Below are 22,025 nucleotides of genomic sequence, written 5' to 3'. Positions count from 1 at the left end.
GAGTTAGGAGTTAGGAGTTAGGAAAATAAAAAACAGATTGGGAATACTACAAAACAATAAAACAGAGAAAGACGAGAAAATTATAGATTTCACTCTCGCAAACTCAAATAACCTTTTGCTTATTTTCACTAGAAACCCAGAATTGGGTAAAGGAAAAAGGCGTTTAGCCGCTACCATTGGTGACCAGGCTGCATTAGATATATATAAATTCTTATTAAACCACACCGTATCCATCACCAAGAACCTATACGCAGAAAAACAGGTGTATTATTCCGAAGAAATTTGGGAAAACGATATTTGGGACAATCAGAAATTTGATAAAAAAATTCAAATAGGTGACGACTTGGGTATTCGTATGGCAAATGCTTTTCAAGAAGGGTTCCAAAACGATTATCAAAAGATCATTATTATTGGCAGCGATATGCTTGATTTATCTCAAGAAAATCTAGAAAATGCTTTTAAATCTCTGGAGAAAAATGATTTTGTAGTAGGTCCGGCTGATGATGGCGGATATTATTTGTTGGGTATGAAAAAATTTATGCCTGAACTTTTTAAAAATAAAACTTGGGGCACTGAAACGGTTCTAAAAGATACTTTAGCTGATTTAGAACATGAAAGCACCGAACTTTTAGAATCTAAAAACGATGTAGATTATTACGAGGACATAAAGGATATTGATGCCTTTAAACCCTTTTTAAAACATATAAATTTATGATGAAAGACGAACTTTTAGAATCTGTAGCATACCTTAAAAATAAAGGTTTTGAAAAACCTGAAATTGGTATCGTTCTAGGCACAGGACTAGGAAAACTTGTTGATAGCGTAGAAGACCCAATTGAGGCGCACTACAACCACATTCCGTTTTTTCCATTGGCAACCGTGGAATTCCACACAGGCAAATTGGTTTATGGAACCATTTCAGGGAAAAAAGTAGTGGTCATGCAAGGTCGTTTTCACCTTTACGAAGGTTATGACTTTTTAGATATCACCTACCCTATTCGTGTTATGCACATGTTGGGCATTTCTAAGCTTTTCATATCTAACGCAGCTGGTGCGGTAAACCTTGACTTCAAAAAAGGTGATATGATGCTGATCGAAGACCACATTAACTTACAAGGTGGTTCGCCATTGGCATTTAAAGGTGTTAGTGAATTTGGAGAACGTTTTGCTGATATGTCAGAGCCTTATGACTTAGATATGCGCAACAAGTTAACCGCTATTGCCAAAGACTTAAATATATCATTAAAGAGCGGTGTATACGCTTCTGTTGTTGGACCTCAACTAGAAACCAGGGCAGAATACAGAATGATTAAATTAATTGGTGCGGATGCCGTAGGCATGAGTACCGTGCCCGAAGTTATCGTTGCCAATCATTTATCGCTACCCATTGTTGCGGTTTCTGTTTTAACTGACGAATGCGACCCAGACAATCTAAAACCAGTAGATATCGCTGAAATTATTTCTATCGCAGAAAAGACCGAACCAAAAATGGTAAAGTTATTTCAAGAATTAATTAAGCAATTGTAAGGTTTATTGATATTTGACTACCATAAGAAAGCAAATACTTTATTATGAGTACTCACCAGCCAACCATAAGTATTATCATTCCGGTATTGAATGAAGAAAAGTACATCTTTGATGTACTTTTTGCCATTTCCAACAAATCGGGCACTGACCGAATTAAAGAAATACTTGTGGTTGATGGTGGCAGTACAGACTTCTCTGTAACCAATGCTCAAAAATATGGAGCAACGGTAATTAACAGTGGCAAAGGGCGAGCTGCACAAATGAACCTTGGCGCTGCAAATGCAACTGGCGACATTCTTTATTTTATACATGTAGATACGCTACCTCCAAAAGATTTCGACAGCGCTATTTTAAACGAAATCGACCAAGGTTTTGAGGTAGGTTGTTTTCAAATGCGTTTTAATAGTAATAGCCCTTTCTTAAAATTCTTTAGTTGGTGCACACGCATTAACCATCAAATTTGTCGTGGCGGTGACCAGTCGCTTTTCATCACCAGTAAACTATTTCAACAACTTAAGGGTTTCAATGAAAGTTATGTCATTTACGAAGACAATGAATTCATTAGAAGAGTTTACAAACTAAAACCTTTTAAGATTATTTCTGCTGCCGTAACCACTTCAGCACGACGTTATGAAGAACGAGGCATGGTTAAATTACAATATCATTTTGGCATGATTCATTTAAAATATTATTTAGGACACAGTCCTTCAGAGCTTTACAGATACTACCAAAAAAATCTACAATAATAAATAAATTCATATCGTTTTATAAATCCAAACCTATAAGACCATATGACCAATTACTTTAAATTATCAATTCTACTATTAAGTTCTTTATTAATAATTAGCTGTAGTTCATCTGACAATGATGACGATGTAATTATAACTAAAGAAGAGAATGAAATTACCGCAAATGCCATAATCGCGATTAGCACCGAACTTGGAGAAAATTCACTGAAATTTGGCAAAAAAGTAACGAATAGTAGTGAATCAAAAATTTTTACTGTTTCAAATACTGGCGATGCCGATCTTATCATTTCATCAATTACACCGCCAAATGGTTATAGTTTAGATCTGAACAGCGTAACTATTGCTCCTAATTCTTCAAAAGATATAACAGTTAACTTCGAGCCTACTGAAGTTACAAATTATGAAGGTCAAATTTTATTTGAAAGTAATGCCTCAAGCGGAAAAAATACGATAAACTGCTCTGGTGCCGGAGTAAATGAGGTTTTTGAAGGGGCTATATTAACCACCCAACAAGAGGTAAACGATTTTGGAAATATAGGTTATACCGAAGTTACAGAAGGCATGATCATAGGTTCTGAAAATGGTTTTAGCGAAACAGACATCGTAGATTTAACACCGTTGGCCACATTGACCAAATTAGCGAATTTGCGTATTAGAAGAAACCCTTTATTACTAAACTTAGATGGTTTAGAAAATGTTAATGTAACTGGTGTTCTTTCTATCTTACAAAATGATGGTTTACTAAATATTGATGCGCTTTCTACTATCACAACCCTTTCATCTACTTTGCAAATTGGTTACAATAAGCTTTTGAAAAATATAGATGGGCTGTCTAATATCACAACAGCTGCAGTTGTTTATATAAATGGCAACGATGCTTTAGAAAATATTGATGGCTTAATGAGCTTATCATCTATCGAAACTGATTTAAATGTAAGTCAAAACCCATTTATAGATAATTTAAATGGGCTAGCTCGTTTAACAACCGTTAATGGTAATGTTTCTATCGATTATAATCATAGGTTAGATAATTACTGTGGCATTAAACCTTTATTGATAAATGATGGTATAGGCGGTTATTTTTACGATACCAAATTCAACAAATACAATCCTTATCCTAGTGAAATACTTAATAGTGAATGCCAAAAAGATATACCTTTAGGTGTATACCATGGGTATTTATCTATCACTTCACAATCAGCTATGGATTTGTTCAATGAAATGGGCTTTGAGCAAGTTGATGGTGGGCTATATATTGATGGCAGAGAGAATCTTTTATTTGAAACACTTAAATTAGAAAATTTAAGAAGGATCAATGGCAATTTAACTATAAGAAGAACTAATGAAACAAATTTAAACCAATTGCAAAATCTAATCTATGTAGACGGTTCTATCGATATTCGTGAAAATGCTTCGCTGTCGGAATTCTGCGGATTACTACCACTTATTAATGATGCTGGTGGATTAACTGGAACATTCACTTCTTCTGACAATGTATATAACCCAACACAACAAGAATTAGAAGAAGGTACTTGTACTCAGTAAATATTATTTTTGAAGGGTAATAAATAGTTTATTCCCCTTCAAAATCCAACAACACTCCTTCACTGATCCATTTAGCAAGTGCTTGGCGATTATCTGGATCTAAGATCCTGACCTGATCTTTTTTATTTCTAATATTCCCAATCTCAATATATGCCATTGCAGGGTGCGTTTTCTTTACTAAATACAGCGATGTTCTATCTTCAAAAGTACCTGAGTACGTTCTATTTGGCTGATATTTCTTGTACTTGGCTCCAAACGTTTTATGAATACTTTCCGCTAGTTTTTCTCCGTTCTTGCTTTTCTCATGGTGATAAAAGAAGACATCTATATTTTGATTTTCGCTTCTACTATCTACATGGGTTACGATCAAGCGTTGGTATTTACCTCTGTTATCTTTATATAAATCATTGATAATATCTACGCGTTGTTTTAACCGCGCCAACTGATTTAAAGGAATTGTTTTATCAGGATACGCTACTTCGTCATGGTCAATTTCTAAAACTCGTTCATCTCTAATGCCATCGTTTTCATCTTTTATGATGATATAAACCTCAGCACCATGAGCCATTAATTCTTTTGCCAATCGCAGCGTAATATCATAAGCATATTCATCTTCTGCTATTGCCTTGCCAGCATACATACCCATGGCACCGGGATCAGGACCTCCATGACCGCTTACCAAGTAGTAAACATTACCTTTTAAACGCTCACTTTTTTCAATTACGGTTTTGTATTTTTCTCCGAAAATAGCATAAGAAGCACTCTCTATCTCCTTTACTTCTTTTGCCTGAATTTGCAATGAGTCAACAATAGCTACCGTATCTAATTTTACATCTGGCATTACATAAGTTCTGCCTGCTATTAAATGAACACTATCTCTTAAGTTTTCCATATTCAATGTCACAAACTCATCGAATACTTCGTACGGGTCTACACCTTGCTTTCTAATCAGCGATAAAATTCCGTCACCAGGTTCTGCCGTAACGGTCTTCAGTGAATCTTGCCCGAAGCAAAAAAGACTTAAAAACATACATATGATACCTGTAAACTTGCTGTATTTCATCTTATCATTAAATACAAGGTCTATGCCAGAAAACAATTAACACTCTTAAATTCAGTACAAAGATTGCTAAAAATATTGACCAATACCAAAGACAATACCGTTGTCTCCGTCTTTTGTGATTCCGTAGCCGTAATCTATTCTAAAAATAGCATTGAAAATTCGCTTATGCATAAAACGTAGACCGACACCTGGGTAGATTCTTATATTTTCACTTTTCCATAAGTCATCAAATCCGCCTGCAGGATTACGCCATGTACCTCCATCAACGAATATGTTTCCCTGCAATACAAATTTATTTTTATCAATAAAGGTCTGACGATATTCCGTGTTCAAAACAATCATTCCCGTACCTCTATCTATTGTATTACCAACACCTCTAATATTTAAATTATTATCTACGGTAAACGGTGCAAACGGACTATCAACATTACTGGCTAAACCTAAACGCAATCTATTTGCCCAATTACCCCTATCGCCTACTCTCTTAAAATAGGTGAAATCATTAAAACCGATTAAAAATTCTGGCAAACTTGTATTTGTACTGCCAACATATTGAAAATTCAGCTGACTTCTAAATCCTTTGAGATAGTGGTAGAAATAATCCAAACTATTATAATCATATATCAACTTGAACAAATGCTTATCTACATTTAAATTCAATGGCACACCTGCACCGGTAGCACCTTCAACGTATGCATAGTCTTCAGTAAAAAAACTAAAGCCCAACTCCATTCTATTTTTGAAATTGAATTCATACAACCCTAAAAGCTCAAACCCCGTGTTGCTATACTTATAATCTGCTGTATCATCTTGGAAAAATACAGGTTCTAATGTGGTAAAATCGTTATAATTAATAGCTATACCAAGCTTATTTGAAAAGAGATAAGGTGCTCTTACACTTAACCCAAAAGAGCTATAATTATCGTACTGATAAAAGGCACCTAAGGTAATATTACGACCAAAAGAATTAAACTCTTGTAGTCCCACCCTAAATGCAAAATTGTCATTGGATGAGCTGAAAAGATTTGCAAACGGAATTAATGTGAAATTTTCTTCAATGATATATTCAACCTTGCAAGTTTCATTTTGCAATACATTTACCTTATAATATGCATGAGATATAGAGGGCAATCTCTTTAAACGAAGCATATCTCTATTCATAAGAACAGAATCCAAGACCATACCTTTTTTTACATCCACAAGATTTTCAATGAATGATACCTTGGTGCGTTTTGTTCCAGAAAACTGTAATTCTGCCACTGTAACATCTTGCCCTTTCATTATGAAACTGACAAGTATTATAAATAGAAATGGTAACGTTTTTGTATTCATTCTTTTAAGTACTCATATCATAATCAATATGAATTTTGCTCTAAGGTTTCCAATATAGAACAAAATATGGGTGTAATCAATTATAGTTCAAAAGCATACCTATATACATCGAAAAAGAGCCTATTTGTTTTAAAAACAAAAGGCTCTTTTAAGAACACTCAAACTATTTTTTAAAAAATTCCCCTTAATCCTAAATTAAAGGTTTGCCCTAGACCTGTATTATTACCTCGAACAAAATTTGTATACAATAATTCTAAATTTAGGGCACTTGTAAGTTGATACTTTGCACCACCACCCAATGCTGTAAAATCTTGTGCAAAATCATTACCCAAATCTAACCGTTGAGAATGTTGTGCCAATGCCAAAACGGTAAACTTGCTTGACGGGAAGTAGCTAAGAAAAATACCTGGCGTTAGGTTCAAACTATTATTGGCAAAACTTTCTTCCTTATCTCCAAAACTTAACTCTGAGTTGATTTCACTAAAAAGTTGCCATTTATCTCCTGGAAAGGTGTAATCGTAAAAGAATCTATTTTGCCAGATGTATCCTTTTTGATCTAGAAAAACACCGTTTTCTGTTTCATTATCCACCAAAGGGATAAAGAATGAACTTTGAATTGAAAAATTACTGACAGAAGCAATAGGCACAAATTTCACCGATGGCGCTATTGAGGTAAGACCTGATCTAGCCGTATTGTTTTCTCCGTCGAATTTAAATACATCCAAGGCACTTCTATCGCCAATAACATTTGATCTAAACTCTAAAATAGCACCAACATTCCACCTTTTATTTGTACCAACACCGGTATATGCCTCTAATGTTGATGTAAAAAAAGTTTGTCTAGGCTCCGTACCTTCCGTAAAAGTACTTTCGGTTTGTGTATATAAATTATTGAACCACTTTAAATCATACTGCCCCTTACCTATCAATTTTGATGGTGTATATTGCTGTATATTACTTTTCTGTTGCAAACTATCTTGCCCGTAGCCTGTAAAAAAGGCACAAAGAACCACTGCAAGAAATAAATTTCTAGTTAAAATTTTCATTTTTAGGTTTTTAAAATTCTTAGTTGATTATTTAGTTTCGTTCAAAGACCAGTCGTAAGGGTAGTAAGACACCTTAGCTTTTTCCGGCAATTGTTCTTTTCTATAGGTATTGATAAAATCGACAGTACTTCCTTTTTGTTCAAAGTCTCCTTTGTACCACTCAAATAATTGAGAAACCTGTACTTTATTCTTATTTACCTTGATAAAATTAGGGTTGTTCAAAGCCAAAACGGTTTGCTTCTGCAATTGATCCTCTATTGTGTTAGGCTTGTAAGCCGTGTTTATAATTGGCGGACACCCTAAACCTGCACATACCAATACAAAATGAAATCTTGCTTCGGCTGGAAATTGCGCTCTTAACAGATCATTCTCAATACCGTTCAAGGTTACAGATTTACCTGCTATTTCATGTTTTGTTTTATCAAAAAAACCTGCTACATCTAAAGGTGATTTTAAAGGATAATTCTTAACGATACCATCTATAACCAGCAGGTTGTATGCATTAATCCAAAAAGATTGATATGTTGCTGCATCTGACTTAGAAACCGATATACCCTTAGCAGAATTCAATACCTCGTTTAAAGCTTCTGGGTTATTTTTAATAACTGCGTACTTTACTTTACCATCAACTACGTACTCCTTAAAAAAACTATCGCTCTTGCTAAAAAAGGTAGCTACATCTTGTGCAGAAACACTGGTAACTATTAAAAGTAAAAACATAGTCTGTATAACAATTCTATTCATCATAATTTTAATTTTAGCATCACTTTTGAGATTGTTTAGGTCGTGGCTATTTACAAAAACATACACTTCTCAAAAAAAATAATTTTTTTCTTTAAAATTTTAAATCTAATTAAACACTGATTTGCTGTGCATTACACATCTATTTTAGTATGACCAAAACACAAACTAAGATAAAAAGTATCACAGAGTTATAACAAGTTTATAATCTTTCTAAATAAAAAGGTGGCTGTTAAGTTCTTACCTTTAATACCGACACAACCATCAACAAAAGCAATTTATGGATCATATTGTAATTATTGGTAATGGCATATCCGGAGTCACTTTAGCTAGACATATACGTAAGCTATCAGACAAAAGAATCACCATTATTTCCGCAGAAAGTGACTATTTCTTCTCCCGTACCGCATTAATGTATGTTTACATGGGTCACATGAAATTTGAACATACACAACCTTACGAAAACTGGTTTTGGAAGAAAAACAGAATCGACCTCGTTAACGGGTTTGTAGAAAAAGTAGAAACCGATGCTAAAAAGTTGCTCCTAAAAGGTGGTTCATCTATTTCTTATGACAAACTAATTATTGCAACAGGTTCTAAGCCTAATAAGTTTGGCTGGCCAGGGCAAGATCTAAAAGGTGTACAAGGCTTGTATTCAAAACAAGATCTAGAAATGCTTGAGAAGAACGCCCCTAATAACAAGGTATGTAATCGTGCGGTTATTGTTGGCGGTGGATTAATAGGTATTGAAATGGCCGAGATGCTACGCTCTCGCCAAATACCTGTCACTTTTTTAGTTAGAGAAAATAGCTTTTGGAACGGCGTATTACCTGCTGGCGAATCTGCCATGATCAATGAGCATATTCTAGAGCACCATATAGATTTGCAACTTGACACCAATCTTGAGAAAATAATTTCTGATGACAGCGGGCGAGCTAAAGCTGTAGTGACAGATAAAGGTGAAACCATTGAATGTAATGTAGTTGGCTTAACTGCCGGTGTTGCCCCAAATATCGATTTCCTAAAAGATTCTGGCATTGAATTAGGCAAAGGTGTTAAGGTTAATCGCTTTTTAGAGACCAACATAAAAGATATATACGCCATAGGCGACTGTGCAGAACAACACGAAGGTATTGGCAGCAGAAGACCAATAGAAGCGGTTTGGTATACAGGGCGAATGATGGGCGAAACTCTTGCACAAACTATTTGTGGAAATAAAAGGGAATATAACCCCGGTCATTGGTTCAACTCCGCTAAATTCTTAGATGTAGAATACCAAACTTACGGGTGGGTATTTAGCGAGCGCAATAAAAAGGACAACGAGCAACATTTTCACTGGCGCCATGCTACTGAAAAGATATGTATAACCGTAGCGTTTGATAAAGAAAGTCATCAATTTTTAGGCATCAACACCTTTGGTATTCGAATGCGACATGAAATTTTTGACCAATGGTTAACAGAAAACAAGGACATTGACCACGTAATGACCTATTTAAAGGATGCCAATTTCGATCCTGAGTTCTATAACCTCTACGAAGATGAAATTGTCGCTAAATACAATGCTGATTTCAACAAGAACATCAGCCCTAAGAAAAAAAGCTGGAAACGTATTTTCAGTATCGCCTAACTAAATAACAAAACAAACAACACCTACTATGGGTAATTTTGACAGAAGTATGTCTCTTGCGGGAGAACCGCCTAAAGCATTAAATACAGGCCAAAAACTGGCAGTAGTCACAGGAATGATCGGTTTGGGAATTCTCATTCTACAATTATTCAACTTAAATCTTGGTAACACGGCACTTTGGCTTACCATTTCTATTGTTGCCATATTTGCTGGTATCATTTGGTTTTCACAGGCTGCATATACAAACAAGCATAAAGGGATTAAGAATGACGGCGTCTGGTTTAAATCTATTTCTAGTCGTGGTGTTCTTGCCTGGATGGCCGGTATTGCCTTAACAGGTTTTTACATTGTACTCTATTTTTATCCGCAATATCTTGGTCTAGTAAAAGATGGTGATAATACGGGTTTAATTGCCTTATTCGACCCTTTAAGTAAAGGTCTCAGCGGAAACCCTGCCAGCCAATGGTTTGTTTACGGTACCATGTATACCGTGGCAATTTTGGCTTTCGGCGCCAAATTCATTTGGAAGTATCGTCATAATAAATACGAGCAATTGAGAACGGTTAGTGTTATGTTCTTTCAGACTGCATTCGCATTTTTCATTCCTGAAATCATGGCGCGTTTAAATGGTGATTTGCCATATTACGATTTAAAAAATATGTGGCCTTTAAACTATTACAACTTTGAGCGTTATCGTATTAATGGCTTTATAGATTCTGGTAGTGTAGGTATGACCATGCTGTTTTTTGGTATTATATCCATCTTTGTCATCTCTCCTTTTTTAACCTACAAATATGGTAAGCGTTGGTATTGCTCTTGGGTTTGTGGTTGTGGTGGATTGGCTGAAACTGCCGGTGATTCTTTTCGTCAATTAAGCGATAAATCGAAATTCGCTTGGAAGGTTGAACGTTGGGTAGTACACAGTGTTGTGGTATTCGTAACGTTAATGACCATAGCTGTCATTTATTCTTATTTAGGTAATGACACCAGCAAATATTGGCTTACAAAAACCATGTTCATATCTGGTGTTGCTGTTATTTTAACCGCTATTTTTTCTTGGGTAATGATTTACAAAAGAGAAGAACTTGCTAAAGATGCCAAATATGGAGCAATTGGGTACTTTACTATTATTGCCGTATTAATTGGAATGCACTTTTTTAGTGGTTCTGGAAACATATTCATATTCAAAGCGGAAACACTACGTACCACTTATAGCTTTTTAATAGGTAGTATCTTTTCCGGAGTTATAGGAACAGGTTTTTATCCTATTTTAGGAAACCGTGTGTGGTGTAGATTTGGTTGCCCAATGGCCGCTATGTTAGGTTTTCAACAACGTTTGTTCTCTAAATTTAGAATTACGACCAATGGTGGTCAATGTATTTCTTGTGGTAACTGTTCTACTTATTGTGAAATGGGTATTGATGTACGTGCATATGCCCAAAAAGGGGAAAATATTGTACGTTCTAGTTGTGTAGGCTGTGGTATTTGTTCCGCTGTATGCCCAAGGGGAGTTCTAAAATTAGAAAACGGACCTGAAAAAGGGCGTATCAATTCTAAAGATGTCTTATTAGGTAATGATGTTGATTTAATGGATTTAGTGAATAATAAATAGATTTTATCTTATAATAACGCCATGCCTTATAGTGCGGTGCTAGTTTTAATCTTGCTTACTGATATTTTACAATCTTAAAAAGATCATGAAAGACTCGTTTTCACTAATCTTTCATGATCTTTACAACCTATGAACACCAACTTGAATATTTAATGAATCGGTTTTTATTCTTACTTCTTCTATCTCTTTCCGTTTATTCGCAAACGGAACTTAATCATCCTGAGGTAGTTTATGGCAAAGAAAACATCAGTGCCAGCTGGGTTAGTCACCCAGATATTAAAGGTGGTGAAGACACAGCGATTTTGTTTCGTAATACATTTAATGTTGCCGATGCAAAGGCAGATTTTATCATCAATATTTCTGCAGACAACCACTACTTTCTTTATGTAAACGGTAAGTTTATTACACACGGACCGCAATTAAGCGATATTCAGCATTATAAATATGAAACCTTAAACTTAAAAGATTACCTGAATCCGGGTGAGAACGTTATCGCCGTTAAGGTCATCAATTTTGGAAAAAGAAGATTTTTGGGCATGCAGTCTATATTCACTAGTGTAATGGTAAACGGTGTTACAGATAATGCCAAAATCATAAATACTACCGGTTTTAATGATACATGGCTAAGCACCATTGATCAATCTTACAAAGCTAACGAAGTAGTTTGGAGAGGTGATGGAGAAAAGGCTATTGTTGGCGGATTCTATGCCAACAACCCTACGGATATGGTTGACATGAACAACTACCCAACACATTGGGAAACCCTAAATTTTGATGATACCGATTGGAAAAAAGTAGCGTTTTTTGAAAACGCCAGTAGTATGGGCGGCTCTATTGCTTATTTATTAGAACCTCGTAATTTACCTTTGCTTTCTTGGGACGAGGAAAGAATTGCAAGTATTGTCCGTTCTTCAAAACCTCTTGAAACAGAGTTTCCTGTATTGGGTACTTTAACGCTAGCACCTAATACCACCACAACTTTTCTACTAGACCAGCAATACGTTACTAACGGGTTTCCAGAACTGATATTCAGCAAAGGAAAATCTGCAGTTATCGCCATTAAATATGCCGAGAATCTTTTTGGTAAAAACAATGAAAAAGGGGACCGTAACGATCTGGAGAACAAAAAGCTTTTTGGTTATTATGACGAAGTAATCTCTAACGGAGAAGATTCCCAAAAATTTATACCAAATTGGATGCGCACCTTTCGTTTTATTGAGTTTGAAATTGAAACCAAAGATCAAGAGCTTGTTCTTGAAAAGTTTGTAAACCATAGATCAAGAACTACTATACCATCTATCGCCAAGTTCACTACAGACGATGACATGTACAATGCTATTTTTGATATTTGTAAGCGTACCATTGATATCTGTACCCAAGATTATTTTTTAAGTGATGCCTATTATGAAACCATGCAGTACGTAGGCGATACTAAAATACAAGGTTTAATCTGGCAAGCTTTAAGCGGCAATGCAGCACATACCAAAAATGCAATTCGCCCATTTGACCACAGCAGAGATTCTGACGGTAATATTTTAGGTGCCTACCCGCTTCGCTCTACATTTATTTACCCTACTTACTCTTTGGTTTGGGTAGATATGATTGCAGATTACTATAACACCTCTAACGACAAAGCATTTATTGAAACCTATAAAGATGGTATTGTAAATACCCTTGCCGGATTCGAAAAAAACATGAACGACCTTAACTTGGTCAACAAAACGCCATATCGCTATTTTGTAGATTGGTATACCGGACCTAATAATGGTAGTGGTACCGCTACCAAAAATGACGGACTCAATTCTGCAGTGGTCAGTTTACATTATGTACATGCGCTACAAAATGCCTCTCGTCTATTCACTGAGATCGGAGACGAACAAACATCAATGAAATACAAGAACAGATCTCAAGAAATCATTAGATCTGTTTATGAGCTTTGTTATGATCAAGAAAGAAATCTATTTGCGGAGCGCCCTGACAAAACTATTTATGATCAGCATACCAATATCATGGCAATATTGACAGATGCTATTCCAGAAACTGAACAAAGAGCACTTTTAGACAAAATTCTAAACGAAGAAGATTTGTTACAAGCCACATACTACTACCGCTTTTATCTTTTTGAAGCGATTAAAAAAGTAGGTGCGCCAGAATTGTTCGATGTTGCCCAAAAACCCTGGGAGCAAATGATCGAAGACAACATGACTACAACATTAGAACGATTTGAAAGTGTTGAGAAACCAACAAGATCAGAAGTGCACCCGTGGAGTGCCTCGCCCGCATATTTTTATTTTAATTATCTGGCAGGCATCCGATCGGTACAAAATGATTTTGAAGAAATGGAAATTACCCCTGCATTTGGGAAACTAAATGAGATAACAGGCTTGCTGCCTACATCAAAAGGAACTATTGCATTTGAACTAAAGAGAAACAAGCATAAATTATCCGCGGAAATAACAATTCCAGATACCATGAAAGGCAACTTAAATTGGCAAGGAACTGTAATTCCTCTTAAAAAAAGAAAAAATACCTATACCATAAAAAGTAGAAAGTAACGGTGTAATCTTCGGTATGGTAAGCACCTATATTTTAATCTAATATTTTAAAAAAATGAAGCTATTTAAACTTTTTTTACCCGCTCTTATTTGTTTAGGATTGTTAGCTTTTACCAATCCTGAAGACAAACGCTATGAACGTACCTATTATGAAGACGGCACCTTAGAAAGTGAAGGATGGATGCGTTATAATACAAGAACGGACCATTGGACCTTTTACCACCCTAACGGTCATAAATCTGAACAAGGTTTTTACGCCTATGGTAAAAGAGAAAAGTATTGGTTTTTTTATAGTGAAGACCGTATTAGAATTAAAGAGGGCAAATTTGCCGATAATAAAGAAATTGGCTGGTGGCTTTTTTACGACAAAAAAGGTCGCATTAACCACAAGTGCCAGTTAACAAAAGGAATAAAAGACGGGTATTGCCTAAAGTACAAGGACACAAAATTAATATCCGCAGAAAAATACAGTAAAGGTGAAAAGATCAAGGAATGGACATCTTTTCGTGACTTTACCAGTGAAAATAGTTTATCAGATTTAAAATAATGACAGACATTAAAGTAATTATACCAGCTTTTAACGAAGCAAATTCTATTGCCCATGTCATCAACGAACTACCAAAAACGGTATCTGAGGTAATCGTTGTGAACAATAATTCTACAGATGATACCGTAAAAAATGCCGAAGCTGCTGGTGCAACGGTACTTACCGAAACTAGAAAAGGATATGGCTATGCCTGCCTTAAAGGCTTAGATTATGTAGCAAATCTGTCAAAACAACCAGATATTATCGTATTTATTGATGGAGACTACTCTGATTACCCAGAGGAACTGGAGAAGATAGTTGCTCCTGTTTTGGAAAAAAATATCGATTTTGTGGTGGGCGCTAGAACAAAAGCTTTACGAGAAGAAGGTTCAATGACCCCACAACAAGTTTTTGGCAACTGGTTGGCAACATTTTTAATGCATTTATTTTTTGGAGCAAAATTTACGGATTTAGGTCCTTTTAGGGCAATTAAATACGAAAAGCTCAAAGAATTGAACATGGAAGACAAGACTTATGGGTGGACGGTTGAAATGCAACTGAAAATTCTTAAGAAAAAGATGACATATACCGAAGTACCAGTACGTTACAAACGAAGAATTGGCATGTCTAAGGTATCTGGTACCGTAAAAGGTAGTATATTTGCAGGCATAAAAATTTTGGGGTGGATCTTCAAATACAGTATAAAATAATATGGCTTTAGCTCTTGCATATCTTATCATCATCATCTACAGTATCTCTTTACTGTTGATCTTCTTTTATAGCTTGGCGCAGCTTAATCTGTTAATCAATTACTTATCCCAAAAAAGGCAAAACCAAACGGCTCCTAAGTTTAATTTATTGGACCCAAAGGAAATTCCGTTCGTAACCATTCAACTTCCTGTTTTTAACGAGGAATATGTAATGGATCGTTTATTGGAAAACATCGCTAAAATAGAATACCCTAAAAGTAAATTAGAGATTCAGGTTTTAGACGACTCTACTGACGACACCGTAATAACCACTGCAGCTAGTATTGCAAAATTACAGGAGACCGGTTTAGATATTAAACATATTACAAGAACAGACCGTTCTGGTTTTAAGGCAGGTGCCTTAAAAGAAGGACTAGAAGTAGCAAAGGGTGAATTCATTGCCATTTTTGATGCGGATTTTTTACCTGCTTCAGATTGGCTGAAGAAAACAGTTATCTATTTCAAAGATGAAGAAATTGGTGTGGTGCAGACCCGTTGGGGACACTTGAACCGCGACTATTCTACCCTAACAAAAATACAGGCATTTGCTCTTGATGCGCATTTTACCTTAGAGCAGGTTGGGCGTAACAGTAAAGGTCACTTCATCAACTTTAACGGTACCGCAGGTATTTGGCGTAAAGAATGTATTCTTGATGCCGGTAATTGGGAAGGCGATACGCTTACCGAGGATTTAGATCTTAGTTACCGTGCTCAACTAAAAAACTGGAAATTCAAGTATTTGGAGAATGTAGAGACTCCCGCTGAACTACCTGTAGTAATAAGTGCAGCTCGTTCGCAACAATTTCGTTGGAACAAAGGTGGTGCTGAGAACTTTAGAAAAACGGTTTGGAGCGTTGTAAGCGCAAAAAACATTCCTTTTAAAACAAAGTTTCATGGGGTCATGCACCTATTGAACAGTTCTATGTTCTTATGTGTATTCTTAGTTGCTTTATTAAGCATACCATCGCTTTATATTAAAAACACCTATGGTCATTTAGACTGGGTATTCTCTCTTTTAAGTTTGTTTACCGTTAGTACCATTATTTTATTCGTGTGCTATTGGTTTACCTATAAGAGTATACAAGGCAGCGGCTTTAACAACTTTGTAGATTATATACGTATCTTCTTCACCTTTTTCTCTGTAGCATTAGGTTTCTCTTTACACAATACCATTGCCGTATTAGAAGGACATATGGGTAAACGAAGTGAATTTGTACGTACACCAAAATTCAACATCAGTACTTTAAAGCAAAGCTGGAAAGGCAATAAGTACCTAGCTAAAAAATTATCACCTAACATGATTTTGGAATTTGCCTTAATGGTTTATTTCATGTTTGGTATGTACAGCGCAATACCATTGAATGATTTTGGGTTGTTTCCGTTTCATTTTATGTTGTTCTTGGGCTTTGGGTTTGTATTCTTTAAATCATTGACCTCAAGAGCTTAAATCAGCTTTAAACAAAATATTAAAAAGGGATAACCAATGGCTATCCCTTTTTTTATTTCAATTCTTCTAGTTTGTTTAACTTACGCCTAAAATAGGAATAAGCTTACTTGTTATCTTATTCTTCTTAAATAGCGTATAAAGTCACTTGTTACTTTATACTATTGTTATAAAATATTAAAACAAAATATGAGAAACGCAAAATCAATTAAGGTATACGTAACAATAATTTTACTGTCTATTTCTTTTATAAGTATTGGACAAAACACACCTGAAGAAATAGTATCTAATTTTTTTACGGAATATCAAAATGATGGAGAGTCGAAAGCATTAGATAATCTTTACTCGAATAATAAATGGATGAACCGAGCAACAGATGCAATTACAAAATTAAAACAACAACTAGGAACCTTAAATGAGGATTATGTTGGCAAATATTATGGATACGAATTAATTGTGGAGAAAAGACTATCGGATAGTTTCATTTTAATGAGCTATTTGGTAAAATATGACCGACAACCTATTCGTTTCACATTTCAATTCTATAAGCCTGATAATGAATGGCGAACTCACAGCTTCAAGTACGACGGAAATATTGATGAAGAAATTGAAGAGTCAGCAAAGGTTTACTATTTAGATTTGAAAAAATAACGTTTTACAACAATGTATATAAAAAATGCGCAAGCATTGCTAAACACAAAGGCTTGGGTACTTTTTCGATGTCGCCAAATTTTTAAATTTGGCTATTTGAGAAAAGAAAGATAAATAGAAAAAATTAAAAATTCAGCTTGAGTTCAACCGAATGGATGGTGTACTTTTTCAGCGCTAATTTTCATATACTCGACCGTTACTAAACATATGAAAATAGCAAATAAAGAAATACATCCATCTTTAATAATTTATCTAATTTCAATGGTATTGCCAATTTTTTTTAATGGAGGGTTACTATTAGGTATTATGGGATTATTTTTAGGCTGGGTAGGTATATTAGGAGGTAGCCTATTTATAAGTCTGTCTTGGGTATCGAATTTTTTGTACTTATTTAGCTTACTAGCTACAAAACTGAATTTGAAAACTCAAATTAAATTGTCTGGCACGGCAATAGTTTTAGGATTGTTTGCGATTGGAATTAGAGAACTCCCCGAAAATGCTGGAGGTAAAAATATGGAGGTTTATGTTGGTATTGGTTATATAGCTTGGATGGCTAGTTTTATATACTTGTTTGCAGACCAGATAAAGGAATTAAAAGCATTAAGTAAACAGCATTCTAATATAGTATAGATATATTCCTGCCTTTAATGAATGCTAACTATGACATAAAATACATTTGGTAATAAGGTATAAACGTAATGAAGACTTTAGGGTAAAACCAAAAGGTCTGTGTATACCTGCCGGCAGGCAGGTTTATATAGTTGTAAAATCTTTGAGATTTCTCTTTGGACAAATAAAAGAAAAAACAAAACCATCAGCTTTAGCTTAGACGCTGCTACATTTTAAAAGCTATGATAACCAAGCACTTAATATTAGGATTCACATTTGGAATATTAATATCATTTATCTCTTGGATAGTAGGAATGATTGTTAATGGCATTCTAAAGAAAACAGAATTCTACGATAAACTAGGAAATCTGAATTTTATTAAAAATAAGGCTACTAATAAAAATATCGGGATCGGATATTTTAAGTGGATTGTAAAAAACACTTTTTTCAAATTTTTCAATCAAAAAATCAAGCTAGAAAGCAAAAAAGTTGATTTGATTGAGATACGAAATGAAATGACGCTTTCTGAAATAAGCCATTTAATCGGATTTGTTTTTGTGGCAGTTTTCGCTATCTATAAAAGTATTACTCTAAGCTTGGTATTTGGATTGACAATGATGATTCCAAATATTTTAATGAATTTATATCCTTCATTACTACAACAGGAAAATAAAAGACGAATTGACAAATTAATAAAAAGAGATATAAAAACTGTTTCTAATACGGGCTATATCAAACAGCGCAAAAAGCTCACTATTGAATGACTTAGGTATGTTTACTAAGTCTGCCAAACCCAAAAGATTTGGCAATTAAGAAAGAATAAATAATTACAAAACAAAAAGCTCTGGCTCTCCACCGAGACAAAACTATATACTTGAGCGTTTTTTGAATACCTTTAAAGAGTAATTGTGCGTAATAAGTAAGCACAGAAATAATGACATCAAATGAAAAATACGCTTTTCTTTCTCCTATTTTTATTCTCGGTATCCATATTTTCCCAAGATGCTGAATATGATGTTTCCTCTTATCTGACAGAAGGCACCAAAGCACCAAACACTCATTATATTGGAAAGGCTTGCTTAAATGCCATTATCCACGATGACCAAGAATTGGGCTATAATATTACAAAAGCCACCTTTAAAGCTAACTCAACCCTAGATTGGCATAAACACAGCTCTGCACAAGTACTGATAATAGTTGAAGGTGAGGCATATTATCAGGAGAGAGGAAACGAGGCTATAATCTTAAAAGAAGGAGACATCATAAAATGTGAAAAAGGTATTGAACATTGGCATTCTTCTACCAAGAACAATGATGTAACGTATTTAGCTTTATATGGTGGCGGGCAACCAACTACTTGGACCGAAGTAGTAACCCAAGAGTATTATGACGAAGTGGCGGAAAAGCTAAAAAATAATTGAATCATTAAGATTAGTACATTTAAACACGAAACATTAATCATAAACACCAAGGCGTACTGTATCTATAAACTATTTGAGTATTGCTTATAACCGAGCGCTTTGCGTATTTTTATGAAGTCAGTAAAATCTCTTGGATTTGGTTTTCAACTCATAAAAAAAGATGTTGCTATGAGTGGGGCGTAAAGTAAACACTGGTTTTCCCCGCACTGTTTCATAGCTAAACCTTTGTTATAGATTTAAACGATAAAAAAGCATGTACAAATCAGTTATACTTTTTGCCCTTCTATTTATCTCCTTTCAAGTCAAAATAATAGGACAACAAAAAGAGAACACGTATATAAAAGCTGGTTTTTTATACGACAGTAAGAATAATAAGCTAGTTAAAAACAAACTAATACAAATTCAAGGAACTAAAATTATTTCTATTGGTGAATTTGAATCTTTACCTCTTAATAGTCCTGTAATAGATTTAACACAATATACCGTTCTCCCAGGATTAATAGATGCGCATACCCATGTGCTTTTCTCTCAAGATGCCAACGAAGATTTTGCAAAACACAGTGTTCAATGCCTTACTATGGAAAGCGATGCATTGAGAGTGCTCCGTGGCTCAAAAAGGGCTCAAAGCTATTTATATGAAGGTATAACCAGTATTAAGGACTTAGGAAACTCAGGATTATATTTAGATGTTGCACTACGTGATGCTATAAACGAAGGTACTATAGATGGTCCGCGCATATTTGCTTCAGGACCTATCTTAAGCGCACAAGGTGGGCAGATTTATGGTGTATTACCAGAACACCAAAACATTATTGATTTAGAGTATAGAACCATAAAAAGTGTAGAAGATGCTAAATATGCCGTTAATGAACACGTGAACCAAAATGTAGATTTGATTAAAATTTGTGCTGACAATCTTCCAAACAAAACTTTCTTGACCGTAGAAGAAATGAAATCTATAGTTAAGACCGCTCATTCATATAATTTGACGGTCACAGCCCATTGCGTGACCAACCAATCTGCTTTAAATGCTATTGAAGCTGGAGTAGATGGCATAGAACATGGGTTTAATTTGGCTGATAGCACATTAATTAAAATGGCTGAAAAAGAAGTTTTCTTAGTACCTACAGAAAATAGTAAATGGTACATGAACCGGTACGCTAAACTAGCAGGCTATGATGAAAGTGAATTGGATTGGATTAATAACTACATGACCAAAATGGAGCAAAGGTTAAGCAAGTCTATTAAAACGGGCGTTACTATAGTATCAGGTTCAGATAATTATACCGATATTAATACAACAAGAGGAAAATCTTCAAAAGATATGTTTACCTATTATTTTGAGGCGGGAATGAAGCCATTAGATATTTTACAATCCAGTACTTATATTTCGGCAGTTCAATTAAATAAAGAAAATAATATCGGTTATATACGTCCCAAAGCAAATGCTGACATCATAGCCGTAAAAGGTGATATCAAGAATGACTTCATCAACACGATAAATAATTTAATGTTTGTGATGAAAGATGGAAAAACTTACGTTAATAAAACTAATTGAGATTTATTTTACCCATAAAAACGAATACTGACACAGGCTATAACAAATACTGGGTTTGCTAATTAAATCTTTTGTTATGGCTAATACTTAAATGTAATTCAATCGCTACTTCGTTTCAGTTTTAACCATGACAGAAGCCGTTACCAAACATTAAAGATCAGCCCTTGCATAAACCACCAAAACCAAGCGTATGAACAAGAAAATTTTATTTTTGATATCCGGATTGTTAACTGGCATAGGCTTTCTTTACTATATATTAGCCTATCTACTTACTAGTTCTAGTGAAATTGACTGGGTAATGACTTTGGTTTTTATGTCCTTTACCATTTCTTCGTTTTCTGCTTATTTCAAACTGAAAAAATCAGAAAAAGAATCTAAATAATACACCTTTATTGAATTGAAATTATTAGCAGAAAAGGTCTTGCCAATAATCTGCATGAATACTTTACTCGTACATCATTATTGCTTCAATAGACTCTCACTAATTACATAAAAAAATAAGAACAAGCGTTTATATTTAATTATTGTAGAACTAGAACACGAACAAAAATCGAAAACAAACAGAACTAAAAAAAACCAGTGCAGTTAACCACAAAATTTCTAACATGATATCATCTTAAATGAGATAACTCCACAATATGAGGTATAATTTGGAACATTCATTCCAAATTGTATATCTTTATTTCATGAACAAGAAAGAATCCATATTAGCATCCGCTCTTAAATTGCTTACTGAAAAAGGAGTACATAATACACCTATGTCCGCAATTGCCAAAGCTGCCGGTACTGGTATGGGAACGATTTATAATTACTTTCCAAATAAAGATATTCTCATCAATGAAATTTACATCAGCATCAAGAATAAAGAAAAAGAAATCTTTTTGGAATTTGATATAAACAAACCGATTAAAACCCAATTTGAGTACTATTTCACGGCTATAATCGACTTTTTTGTTCAAAATCCCAGTAATTTCATGTTTATGGAGCAATTACAGGCCTCCCCTATTATAACTGAAGAAATACGAACAGAAGGTTCAAAAGCCATTGAGCCAGTAAAAGAATTATTGATAACCGGTAAACAACAACGCATTATAAAAACCATTGCAGTAGATGAGTTGCTCATGTTTATTGGCGGTGCCGTTTTATCCTATTTAAGATGGTATTTTAATCAAACTGAAATCAAAAAATCTTCCCTTAAAAACCAAATAGAATTGGTTTGGGACGGAATAAAAGCATAAAAATTTATCAATTAACTGGAATGAACATTCAC

General features: G+C 34.7%; 21 protein-coding genes. 17 read left to right on the top strand and 4 right to left on the bottom strand.

Features of this window, described 5'->3' with window-relative positions; genetic code table 11:
* Positions 1-37 precede the first annotated feature (37 nt).
* From SJY30_RS16660 to SJY30_RS16645, 4 genes are read left to right on the top strand one after another with little or no spacing between them, the layout of a single operon-like run.
* On the top strand, positions 38-715 hold the full coding sequence (locus tag SJY30_RS16660; protein WP_396633249.1) for a TIGR04282 family arsenosugar biosynthesis glycosyltransferase: 678 nt from the start codon (positions 38-40) through the stop codon (positions 713-715).
* Positions 712-1,527 (top strand): purine-nucleoside phosphorylase, encoded by an 816-nt coding sequence (locus tag SJY30_RS16655; RefSeq protein WP_396633248.1) that lies wholly within the window; start codon positions 712-714, stop codon positions 1,525-1,527. Before SJY30_RS16660 ends, SJY30_RS16655 begins: the two co-directional genes overlap by 4 nt.
* 44 nt (positions 1,528-1,571) lie before the next feature.
* A complete protein-coding gene (locus SJY30_RS16650; RefSeq protein WP_396633247.1) occupies positions 1,572-2,273 on the top strand; it encodes a TIGR04283 family arsenosugar biosynthesis glycosyltransferase in 702 nt (233 codons plus the stop codon).
* A gap of 45 nt (positions 2,274-2,318) precedes the next feature.
* Complete coding sequence (locus tag SJY30_RS16645; RefSeq protein WP_396633246.1) at positions 2,319-3,821, top strand: DUF1573 domain-containing protein; 1,503 nt, start codon at positions 2,319-2,321, stop codon at positions 3,819-3,821.
* Between the two features lie 28 nt (positions 3,822-3,849).
* On the opposite strand, the gene SJY30_RS16640 is transcribed toward SJY30_RS16645, so the two are convergent.
* The 4 genes from SJY30_RS16640 to SJY30_RS16625 all read right to left on the bottom strand — a co-directional run bounded on the left by SJY30_RS16640 (position 3,850) and on the right by SJY30_RS16625 (position 8,009).
* Positions 3,850-4,884 carry an N-acetylmuramoyl-L-alanine amidase gene (locus SJY30_RS16640; protein WP_396633245.1) on the bottom strand — a complete coding sequence of 345 codons (1,035 nt, stop codon included), beginning with the start codon at positions 4,882-4,884 and terminating at the stop codon, positions 3,850-3,852.
* Positions 4,885-4,950: 66 nt separating this feature from the next.
* Complete coding sequence (locus tag SJY30_RS16635; RefSeq protein ID WP_396633244.1) at positions 4,951-6,216, bottom strand: outer membrane protein assembly factor; 1,266 nt, start codon at positions 6,214-6,216, stop codon at positions 4,951-4,953.
* Positions 6,217-6,386: 170 nt separating this feature from the next.
* A complete protein-coding gene (locus SJY30_RS16630; RefSeq protein ID WP_396633243.1) occupies positions 6,387-7,262 on the bottom strand; it encodes a hypothetical protein in 876 nt (291 codons plus the stop codon).
* 27 nt (positions 7,263-7,289) lie between these two features.
* Positions 7,290-8,009: a DUF547 domain-containing protein gene (locus SJY30_RS16625; RefSeq protein WP_396633242.1), complete on the bottom strand. Its 720-nt coding sequence runs from the start codon at positions 8,007-8,009 to the stop codon at positions 7,290-7,292.
* Positions 8,010-8,283: 274 nt separating this feature from the next.
* Here SJY30_RS16625 and SJY30_RS16620 point away from each other — a divergent pair, with 274 nt between their 5' ends.
* The 13 genes from SJY30_RS16620 (at position 8,284) to SJY30_RS16560 (ending at position 21,993) form a co-directional block, all read left to right on the top strand.
* Entirely contained in the window at positions 8,284-9,630 is a 1,347-nt protein-coding gene (locus tag SJY30_RS16620) for an NAD(P)/FAD-dependent oxidoreductase (protein WP_396633241.1), read from the top strand.
* A gap of 28 nt (positions 9,631-9,658) precedes the next feature.
* Positions 9,659-11,242: a 4Fe-4S binding protein gene (locus SJY30_RS16615; protein ID WP_396633240.1), complete on the top strand. Its 1,584-nt coding sequence runs from the start codon at positions 9,659-9,661 to the stop codon at positions 11,240-11,242.
* 113 nt (positions 11,243-11,355) lie between these two features.
* Positions 11,356-13,797 (top strand): hypothetical protein, encoded by a 2,442-nt coding sequence (locus tag SJY30_RS16610; protein WP_396633239.1) that lies wholly within the window; start codon positions 11,356-11,358, stop codon positions 13,795-13,797.
* A gap of 55 nt (positions 13,798-13,852) precedes the next feature.
* Positions 13,853-14,344, top strand: coding sequence for a toxin-antitoxin system YwqK family antitoxin (locus SJY30_RS16605; RefSeq protein ID WP_396633238.1), 492 nt, complete (start codon positions 13,853-13,855; stop codon positions 14,342-14,344).
* Entirely contained in the window at positions 14,344-15,033 is a 690-nt protein-coding gene (locus SJY30_RS16600; protein ID WP_396633237.1) for a glycosyltransferase family 2 protein, read from the top strand. Before SJY30_RS16605 ends, SJY30_RS16600 begins: the two co-directional genes overlap by 1 nt.
* A 1-nt stretch (position 15,034) precedes the next feature.
* Positions 15,035-16,519, top strand: a complete 1,485-nt coding sequence (locus tag SJY30_RS16595) for a cellulose synthase family protein (RefSeq protein ID WP_036156848.1) — start codon at positions 15,035-15,037, stop codon at positions 16,517-16,519.
* Between the two features lie 186 nt (positions 16,520-16,705).
* On the top strand, positions 16,706-17,167 hold the full coding sequence (locus SJY30_RS16590; protein ID WP_396633236.1) for a hypothetical protein: 462 nt from the start codon (positions 16,706-16,708) through the stop codon (positions 17,165-17,167).
* A 207-nt stretch (positions 17,168-17,374) separates the two neighbouring features.
* Positions 17,375-17,797, top strand: a complete 423-nt coding sequence (locus SJY30_RS16585) for a hypothetical protein (RefSeq protein ID WP_396633235.1) — start codon at positions 17,375-17,377, stop codon at positions 17,795-17,797.
* Positions 17,798-18,018: 221 nt separating this feature from the next.
* A complete protein-coding gene (locus SJY30_RS16580) occupies positions 18,019-18,540 on the top strand; it encodes a hypothetical protein (protein WP_396633234.1) in 522 nt (173 codons plus the stop codon).
* 180 nt (positions 18,541-18,720) lie between these two features.
* Complete coding sequence (locus SJY30_RS16575) at positions 18,721-19,197, top strand: cupin domain-containing protein (protein WP_396633233.1); 477 nt, start codon at positions 18,721-18,723, stop codon at positions 19,195-19,197.
* A 253-nt stretch (positions 19,198-19,450) separates the two neighbouring features.
* Positions 19,451-20,755, top strand: coding sequence for an amidohydrolase family protein (locus SJY30_RS16570; RefSeq protein ID WP_396633232.1), 1,305 nt, complete (start codon positions 19,451-19,453; stop codon positions 20,753-20,755).
* Between the two features lie 190 nt (positions 20,756-20,945).
* On the top strand, positions 20,946-21,137 hold the full coding sequence (locus SJY30_RS16565; protein ID WP_396633231.1) for a hypothetical protein: 192 nt from the start codon (positions 20,946-20,948) through the stop codon (positions 21,135-21,137).
* Positions 21,138-21,441: 304 nt separating this feature from the next.
* Positions 21,442-21,993, top strand: coding sequence for a TetR/AcrR family transcriptional regulator (locus tag SJY30_RS16560; RefSeq protein WP_396633230.1), 552 nt, complete (start codon positions 21,442-21,444; stop codon positions 21,991-21,993).
* Positions 21,994-22,025 lie beyond the last annotated feature (32 nt).

It is taken from the genome of Maribacter sp. R86514 (assembly GCF_044597005.1).
Lineage (GTDB): Bacteria > Bacteroidota > Bacteroidia > Flavobacteriales > Flavobacteriaceae > Maribacter.
The sequence above is the reverse complement of the archived record's forward strand: the minus strand, read 5'-3'. Positions and strand labels throughout refer to the sequence as shown.